The organism is Metabacillus niabensis (genome assembly GCF_902829255.1).
Classification (GTDB): domain Bacteria; phylum Bacillota; class Bacilli; order Bacillales; family Bacillaceae; genus Metabacillus; species Metabacillus niabensis.
On record NZ_CADEPK010000011.1, the window covers coordinates 79,206 to 92,687 of the forward strand.

General features: G+C 38.5%; 14 protein-coding genes. 13 read left to right on the top strand and 1 reads right to left on the bottom strand.

Going from position 1 to position 13,482, the window contains the following annotated elements:
- Window positions 1-170: 170 nt before the first annotated feature.
- On the bottom strand, window positions 171-1,220 hold the full coding sequence (locus HU235_RS02605; RefSeq protein WP_174879260.1) for a LytTR family transcriptional regulator DNA-binding domain-containing protein: 1,050 nt from the start codon (window positions 1,218-1,220) through the stop codon (window positions 171-173).
- Between the two features lie 311 nt (window positions 1,221-1,531).
- Between HU235_RS02605 and HU235_RS02610 the strand changes: the two genes are divergently transcribed.
- From HU235_RS02610 to HU235_RS02670, 13 genes are all read left to right on the top strand, one after another.
- A complete protein-coding gene (locus tag HU235_RS02610; protein ID WP_174879261.1) occupies window positions 1,532-2,269 on the top strand; it encodes a DsbA family oxidoreductase in 738 nt (245 codons plus the stop codon).
- A gap of 192 nt (window positions 2,270-2,461) precedes the next feature.
- Entirely contained in the window at window positions 2,462-3,091 is a 630-nt protein-coding gene (gene upp / locus HU235_RS02615; RefSeq protein WP_095301784.1) for a uracil phosphoribosyltransferase, read from the top strand.
- 115 nt (window positions 3,092-3,206) lie between these two features.
- Entirely contained in the window at window positions 3,207-5,429 is a 2,223-nt protein-coding gene (locus tag HU235_RS24960) for a S8 family serine peptidase (RefSeq protein ID WP_174879262.1), read from the top strand.
- A 219-nt stretch (window positions 5,430-5,648) separates the two neighbouring features.
- Window positions 5,649-5,870 carry an AtpZ/AtpI family protein gene (locus HU235_RS02625; RefSeq protein WP_095301535.1) on the top strand — a complete coding sequence of 74 codons (222 nt, stop codon included), beginning with the start codon at window positions 5,649-5,651 and terminating at the stop codon, window positions 5,868-5,870.
- A 7-nt stretch (window positions 5,871-5,877) separates the two neighbouring features.
- Window positions 5,878-6,246 (top strand): ATP synthase subunit I, encoded by a 369-nt coding sequence (locus HU235_RS02630; protein ID WP_095301536.1) that lies wholly within the window; start codon window positions 5,878-5,880, stop codon window positions 6,244-6,246.
- Between the two features lie 21 nt (window positions 6,247-6,267).
- Window positions 6,268-7,002 (top strand): F0F1 ATP synthase subunit A, encoded by a 735-nt coding sequence (atpB, locus tag HU235_RS02635; protein ID WP_095301537.1) that lies wholly within the window; start codon window positions 6,268-6,270, stop codon window positions 7,000-7,002.
- 81 nt (window positions 7,003-7,083) lie between these two features.
- Window positions 7,084-7,296 (top strand): F0F1 ATP synthase subunit C, encoded by a 213-nt coding sequence (gene atpE, locus HU235_RS02640; RefSeq protein WP_095301538.1) that lies wholly within the window; start codon window positions 7,084-7,086, stop codon window positions 7,294-7,296.
- Between the two features lie 244 nt (window positions 7,297-7,540).
- Window positions 7,541-8,059, top strand: a complete 519-nt coding sequence (gene atpF, locus HU235_RS02645) for a F0F1 ATP synthase subunit B (protein WP_095301539.1) — start codon at window positions 7,541-7,543, stop codon at window positions 8,057-8,059.
- On the top strand, window positions 8,056-8,601 hold the full coding sequence (locus HU235_RS02650; RefSeq protein ID WP_095301540.1) for a F0F1 ATP synthase subunit delta: 546 nt from the start codon (window positions 8,056-8,058) through the stop codon (window positions 8,599-8,601). Before atpF ends, HU235_RS02650 begins: the two co-directional genes overlap by 4 nt.
- Window positions 8,602-8,616: 15 nt before the next feature.
- Window positions 8,617-10,128 carry a F0F1 ATP synthase subunit alpha gene (gene atpA / locus HU235_RS02655; protein WP_174879263.1) on the top strand — a complete coding sequence of 504 codons (1,512 nt, stop codon included), beginning with the start codon at window positions 8,617-8,619 and terminating at the stop codon, window positions 10,126-10,128.
- A gap of 137 nt (window positions 10,129-10,265) precedes the next feature.
- Window positions 10,266-11,126, top strand: a complete 861-nt coding sequence (locus tag HU235_RS02660) for a F0F1 ATP synthase subunit gamma (RefSeq protein WP_095301542.1) — start codon at window positions 10,266-10,268, stop codon at window positions 11,124-11,126.
- Window positions 11,127-11,291: 165 nt separating this feature from the next.
- A complete protein-coding gene (atpD, locus tag HU235_RS02665; RefSeq protein WP_095301543.1) occupies window positions 11,292-12,710 on the top strand; it encodes a F0F1 ATP synthase subunit beta in 1,419 nt (472 codons plus the stop codon).
- Between the two features lie 25 nt (window positions 12,711-12,735).
- Window positions 12,736-13,131, top strand: coding sequence for a F0F1 ATP synthase subunit epsilon (locus HU235_RS02670; protein WP_095301544.1), 396 nt, complete (start codon window positions 12,736-12,738; stop codon window positions 13,129-13,131).
- Window positions 13,132-13,482 lie beyond the last annotated feature (351 nt).

A 13,482-nucleotide genomic window follows, 5' to 3' on the forward strand; every position in this document is an offset into this window, starting at 1 on the left:
ATTGTAAAGAGCACTTTTATACTGAAACTCTCTTATTGCAGAGAGCTGTTCAAGGTGCTTCTGCGTTTCTTATGCTTCTATCATAGGAAACAAATTAGTATTTCACATTATATTTTCGATGAAAGGAGCTATGATATGTATGAGTGGAGAATATTTAGCGTGAATGGAGTCTATTTTAAGCCCAACATTCCTTTTAATTCTGCCATTTTCGTTTTTGATAATGGGATAGAGGACTTTTTAGCATCTGCTAATATTAAAGAAAAACTGTTCCTTGTAAATGTCACGACTTCACGAACTTTTTGTAAATTAACGATATACGACCTGTGGCATCTAAAGAAACCATATGGATTCAATCTCGTCTCTAACTCTGCCATTGTGAAGGCACATGGGTATGCTTCACCATTAATATAGATAATAGAATTGCCTTCACTGCTTTCAATATAATCAATTTCAGGAGGGTCAAATAATACAATCTTGTCGTTAACCTTTGTAGGGATTTTTTCAAAACGAACAGGTTGAATGATAACTTCCTCTTCTTCTTTAGTAGCTGATGCCTCTTCTATAGTTACTTCCTCTTCGGAGAGAACATCAAGAGCATGTAACCCCGTTTCATCTAATCGATAAACCTGGTTTGTTACAAAAAGGGCACTTTCTACATTATTCGTTAAAATTAAGACAGCTTTTCCATCTTGGCCTAGCTGTTTAACCAATTTGATCAATATTTGCTTTGTTTCTAAGTCAACATTTTGATCAGGCTCTTCAAATATATAAAGATCAGAATTTTGAAAAAGTAACCGACCAAAATGAACCCTTCTTTTTTCTGAATAAGTCAACTTACTAACACGGTAGCCTTTTTTACTTTCAAGTTGAACTGCTCTAATACAGTCTTCTACAGATAGCTTTGAACTATATATTGTTCTGTAAAAAAGGTAATTATCCTTAACGCTTAATCTATCATATAGGCCATCATCTAAAAGGGAAAATCCAATTTTTGAATGGACAAATCTCATAGAAGTTCTAGTAATCTGCTCTCCACATATGAAAATTGACCCGTTGGAGATGGGGATTTCGCCCATTAACATTTTTAGTAGAATTGAACGTACATTTGTATTAGCATGAATCGCGATAATGTCTTTTTCTGAAACAGTCAAATTAAATTCTGGAAAAATGAGAGAATGCTCATCGTGCTTTTCTAGTTTCTTTATTTCTAAAATGCTCATGTTATATCCACCTTTTTCACTAATTGAGTTATGACCGGAATTTTCCACTATTACTAATTATATACTGATTCAAATTTCATAACTTGAGTAAGAGTTAAAAATTCTAGTATATATTGTTATTTTTTGTAGAATAGGATCATTTCCTAGGAAATGGACGAGGAGAAATTGGAGGAATTTGTTAAATGGTGTTAGTTGTATTCTGACAGATAGAGTGTATTTTAATGAGTACAGTAAAGCTATGAGCATGTATGTTTCAGTTCTGAATAGTCCATGCTACAATTGTTATTACTGATAGAAAGAGGTGGATTGTTATGAAAATTGAAGTGTGGTCAGACTTTGTTTGTCCGTTTTGTTATATAGGAAAACGTAGATTAGAATTAGCATTAGAGCAATTTCCTCATAAAGATGCTGTCGATGTCGAATTTAAAGCCTTTGAATTAGATCCAAACGCTGATGTCTATTCAGGTAAAAGTATTCATGAAGCACTAGCTTCTAAATATGGAATGAGTATTGAGCAAGCTAAGCAAAGTAATGCTCAAATTGGTCAGCAGGCAGCAACGGTAGGCTTGACATTTAATTTTGAGGACATGAAGCCAACAAATACGTTTGATGCTCATAGATTAGCGAAATTTGCTAAGGAGCAAAATAAAGAGAAAATCATAACAGAAAAGCTGCTATATGCATATTTTACTGAGTCGAAGAATTTAAGTGATGTTGAAACGTTAGCAGATATTGCAGAAGACTCAGGGTTAGATAGACAAAAGGCTTTAGATGTACTTAATGATAAAACGGTATTTGCAAATGATGTGAGAATTGATGAAGGTATTGCCCAACAATATGGAATTAGAGGTGTGCCTTACTTTATTATTAATCAAAAATATGCCATTTCAGGTGCTCAGCCATTAGATACATTTGTAAGTGCACTTCAAAAGGTATGGGAAGAAGAGAATCCAAAGCCAAAATTTGAGGATCTTTCTACAGACCAGTCAACTGATGCGTTTTGTGCCGATGGAAGCTGTGCAGTGCCAACAAACAAAGAACAAAATTAAGAAATATGTAAGGACATCACAGAGTATGATGTCCTCAGACTGTAGACAAACTCGATAAAATCGAGTTTGCATACAGTCTTTTTTTATTTAAAATATTTATTAATAGATATTTTAGAGGTGATGGATAATGATGACAAGAAACAATAATACTGAAAGAGATTATTGAAGTGTTTAAGAAAAGGAGATGATTTGGTGGGGAAGGTATACGTTTTTGATCATCCATTAATTCAACATAAACTTACATATATTCGTGATAAGAATACAGGAACTAAAGAATTTCGTGAGCTAGTTGATGAAGTAGCAAGCTTGATGGCCTTTGAAATTACAAGAGATTTGCCTCTTGATGAGGTTGATGTAGAAACACCTGTTACAACAGCAAAATCAAAAGTTCTTTCTGGGAAAAAGTTAGGAATTATTCCAATTTTACGTGCAGGTCTTGGGATGGTGGACGGTATTTTAAAGCTTATCCCTGCTGCAAAAGTTGGACATGTTGGTTTATATCGTGATCCTGAAACACTTCAACCAGTAGAATACTATGTAAAGCTTCCATCAGATATCGCAGAACGTGAATTAATTGTCGTTGATCCAATGCTAGCAACTGGCGGCTCTGCAGTAGAAGCGATTGATAGTCTTAAAAAACGCGGTGGAAAAAACATTAAATTTATGTGTTTAATCGCCGCGCCAGAAGGCGTTGAGGTTGTGAAGGAAGCACATCCTGACGTTGATATTTATATTGCAGCTTTAGATGAAAAGCTAAATGATCATGGTTATATTGTCCCTGGGTTAGGAGACGCTGGTGACCGATTATTTGGAACGAAATAATTTTGAAGAGAACCTATTTGTAGGTTCTCTTTTTTCATAGAGCAAAGTAGACGTAACACTACACTCTCTACATGATTTTTTCATAATGGAGCAAACTAAGAGTGAGGTGGAACGAATGAACTTAACAACAAGAGCTTCAATCCTTTTTCTCCTAATCATGCTTTTTACAAGCAACGTCCATGCGATTACATATCCTGGACGCCCGCCACTCCCGACTGAAGAGCATTCGAAAATAGAGCAAATGCTATTCGTCGTCGATAAAGAAAATGTCACTTCCTTTAAGCGTAAAGTAAAATCATTTCCAAGCATCAAAATCCGCCAAACGTTTAATCATGTTTTCACTGGATTTTCTTTAGAAGGTCCTCCTAATCTTTTAACACAATTAAAAAAAGAAAATGCCGTTGTACACGCTAGTCCTGTCGTTCCTTTTCAAGCTCAAATTGATGAAAGCGTCCCGTTTATTGGTGGTAAAGATGTTAGAGGGTTATTTGATCAGGCGAATCATCGATTAACAGGGAAAGGTGTGAAAATTGCTGTCATCGATACAGGGATTGATTATCATCATCCTGATCTATCACGGAATTACCGTGGAGGATACGATTTTGTGGATAATGATGATGATCCGATGGAGGCAAGCGATATAAGAGGTAGTGAAACGTTGCATGGAACACATGTAGCAGGTGTCATTGCGGCTAATGGAAAGCTAAAGGGTGTTGCTCCTGAGGCGGAAATTATTGCGTATCGAGCGTTGGGGCCGACTGGTATGGGAACATCTGAGCAAGTAATAGCAGCGATAGAAAAGGCGATTGAAGCAAAGGTCGATATTATTAATCTTTCCCTAGGAAATACGATTAATGGACCTGATTGGTCTACTAGCTTAGCTCTTAATAAGGCGGTTGAGTCAGGGATTGTTGCGGTTACGTCGAGTGGTAATTCTGGCCCGAAGGTTTGGACGGTTGGTTCACCTGGTACGTCTGAGAAGGCAATCTCAGTAGGGGCATCATCCCCACCTTTGCAAATGCCTTATCTAAAACTACATGGTACAAGGCACTTAATTAGAATGAATGAGATGCAAGGTGCCAATGCTTGGGATTTGAAAGGGTCTGAAACGATCGTCTATAAAGGATTTGGAGAAGAGAAGGACTTTAAGGAATCAGTCCATAAACAGGTTGTCCTTGTTGATAGAGGAAAAATGACCTTTACCGAAAAGGCGATCAAAGCCAAAAAGGCTGGTGCAAAGGCGGTTATTATTGCGAATAATGTAAAAGGGCCGTTTGCAGGAGCATTAGAAATGGAACTAGACATTCCCGTTGTTTCTATTTCTAAAGAGGCAGGAGACAGAATAAAGCGAGAGCTAAAGGAACATGATCGTGCACAAACGATCTATATAAAGGAAGAAGACAAGCTAGCCAACTTCAGCTCAAGAGGACCTGTGACAAATACATGGGCAATAAAGCCAGATGTCGTTGCACCGGGTGTAGCCATTACAAGTACGGTTCCACATGGATATTTAGCCCTTCATGGTACAAGCATGGCGGCGCCACATGTAGCAGGGGCATGTGCTCTTATTAAACAAGCCCATCCTGACTGGAGCCCTGAACAGATTAAAGCCTCTTTAATGAATACAGCAAAACGATTAATGAATAAGGAAAAGAATAGACTGAAGCCAACTGAGCAAGGCAGTGGGCGGATAACTATAAAAGAGGCTATTAAGGCAGAAGTGCTAGTCTACCCTGGCTCACTCACTTTTGGGCAATACAATAAGAAGGATTTGCGCACGAAAAAAACGGTAAAACTAACATTAGATAATCAATCCACACAAAAGACAACGATATCATTCGAAATGCCAAAAGCGAAAATGGGTATCCAATGGAAGCTGCCCACGCCAACCCAGCTAAAGCCAGGTGAGAAAAAACAAGTAGAAATAAGCCTTGATATCACGCCAACCCGCTTAGAAGCAGGAATACATGAAGATTGGCTCGAGCTTGATGCAGGTAAAGAAAGAATAAGTCTTCCGTATATTTATGTTGTGGATGAACCTAACTACCCGCGCTTAATGGGCTTTGAATTTACACATGGGGACAGTCCCCATGAATATAAGTACCAAACGTATTTACCTGGTGGGGCAGATGAGATGGGAATTGCTCTTTATGATCCGGACACATTAGCGTTTATAGGATTTTTGGACTGGCAAAAAAATGTGTCTCGAGGCATTGTAGAAAAAGTTGTGACGAAGGAAAAGCTATCGTTAAAACGAGAAAGCTATAAGGCTGTAGTTTTTGCGGAAAAGGATGGAAAGGAAGATGTAATTGAAACAAATATTTTACTTAGTGAATGATTAATGAGATTGAATAAGTCAAGGGGTTTTTTAGCGAAAATGTGAACAATTTGTGATGGTTCGGTAAGATTGTGAATATTTTAACTTTAAACGGATTGACATGACCTTTATGCTATTGTATGCTAAACGAGGGTGTAATGATAAGGTTTACAAAACCTTTTCAAAACCCTTTTTAACCCCTTATACCATTTATAAATCAAGTAACGAGGATTTATATATATGCGACAAAAACCACGACACCCCTTGCATGCAATGGGGCTGATGTCAGCTATCTTATCTCAGTTGGTTGGATCAACTTTAATTGGGATTTTTGGCGGAAAATGGCTCGATCATCATTTTAAAACGGAACCATTGTTTTTAGTCGTAGGCCTTCTGCTTGGACTAGCTACTGGTATTTATGCCATGTATAAATTAGTCCACCACTATTTCTCAGGAGAATAAACATTTCATGTTTGATATGCATCTGATGTTTCGCAGATATCGTAAATACATATTTTATCTACTCGCCATCTATGTATTAGGATGGGGTTTTACGGAATATCAGTCTGTCTTTCTAGGGCTCATTCTAGGAACAAGCATTACTCTGTATAATTTGTGGATTATGGTAAGAAAGCATCGTCAATTTGACCTTGCCATAAAAGAAGGAAGAAAAGCGGGGTCGTTAGGAACAACGTCACGAATGGCCGCAGCAGGTGTTGCAGTCTTTTTTGCTATTAAGTTTCCTGACTATTTTAATTTGTACAGTGTTATCATTGGATTAATGACGATGTATGTCGTTATTATGATAGATTATGTTATTCAACATTCACGCGCTTAGCTGGGAAGAGAGGTGAATCTATTGGATCACGGAGCTCCTGTGGTAAAGTTTTTAGGTCTTACTTTTAATTTATCAAATGTACTGATGATTACGATTGCTAGTTTAATCGTTTTCTTAATCGCTTTTTTTGCTACTCGTAAATTAGCGATGAAACCAACGGGAATGCAGAATTTTATTGAATGGGTTGTCGATTTTGTTAAGAATATTATCGGCAGTACAATGGATTGGCAAACAGGTGGGCGTTTTTTAACGTTAGGCATGACATTATTAATGTATGTATTCGTAGCAAATATGTTAGGTCTACCATTTGCAATTGTAGTTGGACATGATCTATGGTGGAAGTCACCAACTGCAGATCCAGCCATCACTTTAACTCTAGCAATTTTAGTAGTAGCATTAACACACTACTATGGCATTAAGATGAAAGGTGTTTCTGAGTATGGTAAGGATTTTATCAGACCGATGCCTTTTATGTTCCCGCTTAAGATTATTGAAGAATTCGCAAACACATTAACATTAGGTCTTCGTCTTTACGGGAATATTTATGCAGGTGAGATTTTATTAGGCTTACTTGTAGGTCTAGGTACAAGTGGTTATGCTGAAAGTTTAGGAAATGGTATTCTCGGCTCGCTAGTAGCTGCAATACCGATGTTAGCATGGCAAGGTTTTAGTATCTTTGTTGGTGCTATCCAAGCGTTTATTTTTACTATGTTAACGATGGTTTATATGGCACATAAAGTGAGTCATGACCATTAATCAATATATGTTCAAAACATTTGAACACTTATTAAGAAATGAAATACTATTTTTCATACATTTAAAGGAGGAAATTTAACAATGGGTTTATTAGCAGCTGCAATTGCAATTGGTTTAGCGGCACTAGGTGCTGGTATTGGTAACGGTCTTATCGTATCTCGTACAGTAGAGGGGATTGCACGTCAACCTGAAGCTCGTGGAGCTCTACAAACAGTTATGTTCATCGGGGTTGCATTAGTTGAGGCGATTCCTATTATCGCCGTTGTTATCGCGTTTATCGTTATGGGTCAATAATAAAAAGATAAAATATTCTATATGGCGAAGATCATTCGAACCGAACCTTCGCCATTCCTTTATTACAAACATAAGGGGCAGTAAGTTTCTACTTGTGCTTTCGTACTAGTAGATGAACTGCCCTTACTTGTCGGTAGTCTATCAACCTCAAATGAAAAAGAGGTTGAGCTTAACTTAGAAAAAAACAGTTTACTGTCATTATCATAACCCATCATGGAACTCTTGAAGGGAGTGAAACCGAGCTATGTTAACTTTTGATCTAGTATTAGGTGCATCAACTGGCCTAAACACAGGTGATATCGTATTCCAGCTCTTAATGTTCTTAATCCTTCTTGCATTACTAGGAAAGTTTGCATTTGGACCTGTAATGAACATTATGAAGCAGCGTGAAGAGCATATTGCCAATGAAATTAATAGTTCTGAAGAAAGAAATAAAGAAGCACAAAAACTAGTAGAAGAGCAACGTGAAATGTTAAAGCAAGCACGTGTTGAAGCTCAAACATTAGTAGAAAATGCGAAAAAGCTTGGTGAGCAACAAAAGGAAGATATTATCCAAGCTGCTCGTGCTGAAGCTGGCCGTTTAAAAGAATCAGCATTGAAAGAAATCGAACGTGAAAAAGAACAAGCTGTTGCAGCGTTACGTGAGCAGGTTGCTTCTCTTTCTGTCTTAATTGCTTCGAAAGTAATCGAAAAAGAGTTGGATGAAAGAGAGCAAGAAAAATTGATTAACGACTACATCAATGAGGTGGGCGAAGGTCGATGAGCAAAGAAATCGTTGCGAACCGTTATGCATTAGCTCTTTTTCAACTTGCAAAAGAACAAAACACGATTGAAAAAACTGAAAGTGAATTACTCGTTGTAAAAGAAGTATTTTCTTCGAATAAGGAGCTTTTAAATGTACTAAACCATCCGAAATTTTCTAAAGAGGCGAAAAAGTCAATTGTAACTGAAGCATTTCAATCGCTGTCACAGCATGTTGTAAATACTTTATTAATACTAGTTGACCGTCATCGTACAAACCTCGTTACAGAGGTAGTAGATGCTTTCGTTCAAAGTGCAAACGAAGCGCGTGGTACAGAGGATGCGATTGTATACTCTGTTCGTCCACTTACAGATGTTGAATTATCATCAATCTCATCTTCATTTGCCAAGAAAATCGGTAAGGTATCATTGCGCTTGCAAAATATAGTCGACAAAAACCTAATTGGTGGCGTAAAGCTACGTATCGGTAATCGTATATATGATGGAAGTATAAGCGGAAAGCTTGAACGTATAGAGCGACAAATTGTCGCAAATAGATTGTAGATAGGGGTGAAACTCATGAGCATCAAAGCTGAAGAGATTAGTGCGCTTATAAAGAAGCAAATTGAAAACTATCAGTCAGAAATAAAAGTTAGCGATGTAGGTACAGTCATTCAAGTTGGGGACGGTATCGCTCGTGCTCATGGCCTCGACAATGTCATGGCTGGAGAGCTTTTAGAATTCTCAAACGGCGTTATGGGTATGGCTCAGAACCTAGAGGAAAATAACGTTGGTATTATCATTTTAGGACCATTCACAGATATTCGTGAAGGTGACGAAGTTCGTCGTACAGGACGCATCATGGAGGTTCCTGTAGGTGAAGCGTTAATCGGACGTGTTGTTAACTCATTAGGACAACCGGTAGATGGCCTTGGTCCAATTGAAACGACAAAAACTAGACCAATTGAAAGTCCAGCACCAGGTGTAATGGATCGTAAATCAGTTCATGAACCACTTCAAACTGGTATTAAAGCGATCGATGCGCTTGTACCAATCGGACGCGGACAACGTGAGTTAATTATCGGTGACCGTCAAACTGGTAAAACATCTGTAGCAATCGATACGATCTTGAACCAAAAGGATCAAGATATGGTTTGTATATATGTTGCAATTGGTCAAAAGGAATCAACGGTTCGTGGTGTTGTTGAAACATTACGTAAACATGGTGCATTAGATTACACGATCGTTGTAACTGCTTCGGCATCACAACCAGCTCCATTATTATACTTAGCTCCTTATGCTGGTGTAACAATGGGTGAGGAATTCATGTACAATGGCAAGCACGTGCTTGTTGTTTATGATGACCTTTCTAAACAAGCTGCGGCATACCGTGAACTTTCATTATTACTTCGTCGTCCTCCAGGTCGTGAAGCATACCCTGGTGACGTTTTCTATTTACATTCTCGCTTGCTCGAGCGTGCAGCAAAATTAAGTGATGCAAAAGGTGGCGGTTCACTAACTGCATTACCATTTATTGAAACACAAGCAGGTGACGTTTCTGCTTATATTCCAACAAACGTTATCTCGATCACTGATGGACAAATCTTCCTTCAGTCTGATCTATTCTTCTCAGGTGTTCGTCCAGCGATTAACGCAGGTTTATCTGTATCTCGTGTCGGTGGTTCAGCACAAATCAAAGCGATGAAGAGTGTTGCTGGTACATTGCGCTTAGACTTAGCGTCATTCCGTGAGCTCGAATCATTCGCTCAATTCGGTTCAGATCTTGATAAAGCAACACAAGCAAAATTAGCTCGTGGTGCTCGTACTGTTGAAGTATTAAAACAAGGTCTTAATAAGCCATTAAAAGTAGAAAAACAAGTTGCGATTCTTTATGCATTAACAAAAGGATTCTTAGATGATATTCCAGTTGCGGATATTACTCGTTTTGAAGAAGAATTCTATGCATATTTAGACCAAAACCATGCAGCTCTTCTTGAAGAAATCCGTACAACGGGTAAACTTCCGAAAGATGAAGATATGGCTGCTGCTATTGAAGGCTTCAAAAAGACTTTTGCTCCTTCTGAACAATAATTTTCTGATTGATATGATAGGGTCTGATTCCACCCACAATTGTAATAGTTAGCGGATTTCATTAATTTGCTTATCTATTGATTTAAGTGGGGTCTGACCCTTGTTAGATGATTTTTTAAAAAAGGTGGTGAGAACCTTTGGCATCATTACGCGATATAAAATCAAGAATTAATTCAACGAAAAAGACAAGTCAGATTACGAAAGCGATGGAAATGGTTTCTGCTGCGAAATTAAATCGTGCAGAAAACAATGCAAAAGCATTTGTACCTTACATGGAGAAGATACAAGAGGTTGTTGCGAGCATTGCAAACGGTAGTTCTGATGCTAGCCATCCGATGTTGGAAAGCAGACCGGTTAAGCGTACTGGATATTTGGTCATTACGTCTGATCGTGGACTTGCAGGTGCCTTTAACAGTAGTGTTATCCGTGCTGCCTATCAAGCTATCCAAAAACGACATAAATCAAATGATGAGTTTGTTGTCATTGCAATTGGACGAATGGGTCGTGATTTCTTTAAAAAGCGCGGAATGAACGTCATTTCTGAAATTGTCGGAGTTGGCGATGAAACGAACTTTTCACAGATTAAGGATATTGCTAGCGGTGCAGTTAATATGTACGCTGACGAAACATTTGATGAGTTATATATGTATTACAACCACTTTGTAAGTGCGATACAACAAGATGTAACGGAGAAAAAGCTTCTTCCGCTATCTGATATCGCTTCTTCTGGTCAAAAGCTAACTTCATATGAATTTGAGCCAAACCAGGAGGAAATTCTTCAAGTGTTGTTACCGCAGTATGCTGAAAGTCTCATCTATGGAGCATTACTCGACAGTAAAGCTTCTGAGCATGCAGCACGTATGACAGCAATGAAAAATGCAACGGATAATGCAAAAGAACTTATCGACGGCTTAACATTAACATATAACCGTGCTCGTCAAGCAGCAATCACACAAGAGATTACTGAAATTGTCGGCGGTGCGGCTGCATTAGAATAGTATAACAATTGATAATCATTTAGTTTGGTGTCTAGCTCCAATGCCTAGCCAGGTAAGTCTAGCCAATTAGGAATGGAAGGCAAAGAACGCCTTCTTTTCGTGATTGTCTTACTTACTTAACGGCTTTGTGAGGCGCTAACGCATTTTATGATAGGAGGGAAAACGATGAATAAAGGACGCATTACCCAAATTATGGGTCCGGTTGTTGACGTTAAATTCGAAAGTGGTCAACTGCCAGATATTTATAATGCCCTTACAATCAAAACAGAAGGTAGTGAAACTGAAGTAGCTGTAGATCTTACTTTAGAGGTTGCCTTACATTTAGGTGATGATACAGTACGTACAGTTGCGATGTCTTCTACAGATGGACTTGTGCGTGGCTTGGAAGTAACAGATACAGGTGCTCCTATCTCAGTTCCTGTAGGTGATGTTACTTTAGGTCGTGTATTTAACGTATTAGGAGATAACATCGACTTAGATGCTCCAATCCCAGCTGATGCTCGTCGTGACCCAATTCACAGACAAGCTCCTAAGTTTGACCAGCTTTCAACAGAGGTTGAAATTTTAGAAACAGGGATTAAAGTAGTTGACTTATTAGCACCTTATATTAAAGGTGGTAAAATTGGTCTATTCGGTGGTGCCGGTGTAGGTAAAACCGTATTAATTCAGGAGTTAATCAACAACATCGCACAGGAGCACGGTGGTATTTCTGTATTCGCTGGTGTTGGTGAGCGTACTCGTGAGGGAAATGACTTATACCATGAAATGACTGACTCTGGTGTTATTAAGAAAACAGCAATGGTATTCGGACAAATGAACGAGCCACCTGGTGCACGTATGCGTGTTGCGTTAACAGGTCTTACAATGGCTGAATACTTCCGTGATGATCAAGGACAAGACGTTCTTTTCTTCATGGATAATATCTTCCGTTTCACACAAGCAGGTTCAGAGGTTTCTGCCCTACTTGGACGTATGCCATCTGCCGTTGGTTACCAACCGACATTGGCTACAGAAATGGGTCAATTACAAGAACGTATCACATCAACTAACGTTGGTTCTGTTACATCTATCCAAGCGATTTATGTACCTGCCGATGACTATACGGATCCGGCTCCTGCTACAACATTCGCTCACTTAGATGCAACAACGAACCTTGAGCGTAAATTATCTGAGATGGGTATTTACCCAGCGGTAGACCCACTTGCTTCAACTTCTCGTGCATTGTCACCAGAGATTGTTGGAGAAGAGCATTATGAAGTAGCACGTAATGTTCAACAAACATTACAACGCTATCGTGAGCTTCAAGATATTATCGCTATTTTAGGTATGGATGAATTATCTGACGAAGATAAGCTTACGGTTGCTCGTGCTCGTCGTATTCAATTCTTCTTATCTCAAAACTTCCACGTTGCAGAGCAATTTACAGGACAACCAGGTTCATATGTACCTGTAAAAGAAACTGTACGCGGCTTTAAAGAGATTCTTGAAGGTAAGTACGATCACCTTCCAGAGGATGCGTTCCGTCTAGTTGGACGTATTGAAGAAGTTATTGAAAGTGCAAAACAAATGGGTGTAGAAGTCTAATTTTGGGACCTAGGAGGGTATGAGTATGAAGACAGTATTAGTCAATGTCGTTACTCCCGATGGCCCAGTTTACGATGCAGACGTAGAGATGGTGAGTGTAAAAGCTCAAAGTGGTGAGCTTGGTATTTTACCAGGTCATATTCCTATGGTTGCTCCATTAGAAATTGGTGCAGTTCGCCTAAAGCAAGGGAGTGGCACGGAGCTTGTTGCAGTAAGTGGTGGCTTTATCGAGGTTCGCCCTGATAAAGTAACAATTCTTGCTCAAACTGCCGAGAAAGCCGAGGATATTGATGTTGCTCGTGCTGAGGCGGCGAAGAGACGTGCTGAAGAACGTCTAAATCATAAATCAGACGAAATCGATTTTAAACGTGCTGAATTAGCACTTCGCCGTGCGATCAACCGTTTAAACGTAACGAAATAATAGAAAAAGGATGATATAAGAGAGCATTCTCTTATGTTATCCTTTTTTCATTTAGGTGTTTAAGCGCTATCATAAGGAAAAATCAACGAAACATACTCCACAATTCCAACGAAAACTATCCTTTACTAAACACATTCAAAAAATCTGCTTAATAATGAGTGAAATACTGGAAAAAGAAGGCCGAAATCGTTTTTTAAAATAGTTAATTTACAGCCTTAAATTTACTTTTTTTGTAACAATTTATACATAAATAATAAGGTCATTTTAAGGGTAGCTGTAGTAAAATAATAAGGTTGAAACAAGAAATTAATGTATTATTTTTTAAAAATTTGTAAACTAGAACCTTTATTC

Excerpts from the sequence above, each read along its gene's own strand:
- HU235_RS02605 (WP_174879260.1), bottom strand. The coding sequence starts at position 1,220 with ATGAGCATTTTAGAAATAAAGAAACTAGAAAAGCACGATGAGCATTCT.
- HU235_RS02610 (WP_174879261.1), top strand. The coding sequence starts at position 1,532 with ATGAAAATTGAAGTGTGGTCAGACTTTGTTTGTCCGTTTTGTTATATA.
- HU235_RS24960 (WP_174879262.1), top strand. The coding sequence starts at position 3,207 with ATGAACTTAACAACAAGAGCTTCAATCCTTTTTCTCCTAATCATGCTT.
- HU235_RS02625 (WP_095301535.1), top strand. The coding sequence starts at position 5,649 with ATGCGACAAAAACCACGACACCCCTTGCATGCAATGGGGCTGATGTCA.
- HU235_RS02630 (WP_095301536.1), top strand. The coding sequence starts at position 5,878 with ATGTTTGATATGCATCTGATGTTTCGCAGATATCGTAAATACATATTT.
- atpE (WP_095301538.1), top strand. The coding sequence starts at position 7,084 with ATGGGTTTATTAGCAGCTGCAATTGCAATTGGTTTAGCGGCACTAGGT.
- atpF (WP_095301539.1), top strand. The coding sequence starts at position 7,541 with ATGTTAACTTTTGATCTAGTATTAGGTGCATCAACTGGCCTAAACACA.
- HU235_RS02650 (WP_095301540.1), top strand. The coding sequence starts at position 8,056 with ATGAGCAAAGAAATCGTTGCGAACCGTTATGCATTAGCTCTTTTTCAA.
- atpA (WP_174879263.1), top strand. The coding sequence starts at position 8,617 with ATGAGCATCAAAGCTGAAGAGATTAGTGCGCTTATAAAGAAGCAAATT.
- atpD (WP_095301543.1), top strand. The coding sequence starts at position 11,292 with ATGAATAAAGGACGCATTACCCAAATTATGGGTCCGGTTGTTGACGTT.
- HU235_RS02670 (WP_095301544.1), top strand. The coding sequence starts at position 12,736 with ATGAAGACAGTATTAGTCAATGTCGTTACTCCCGATGGCCCAGTTTAC.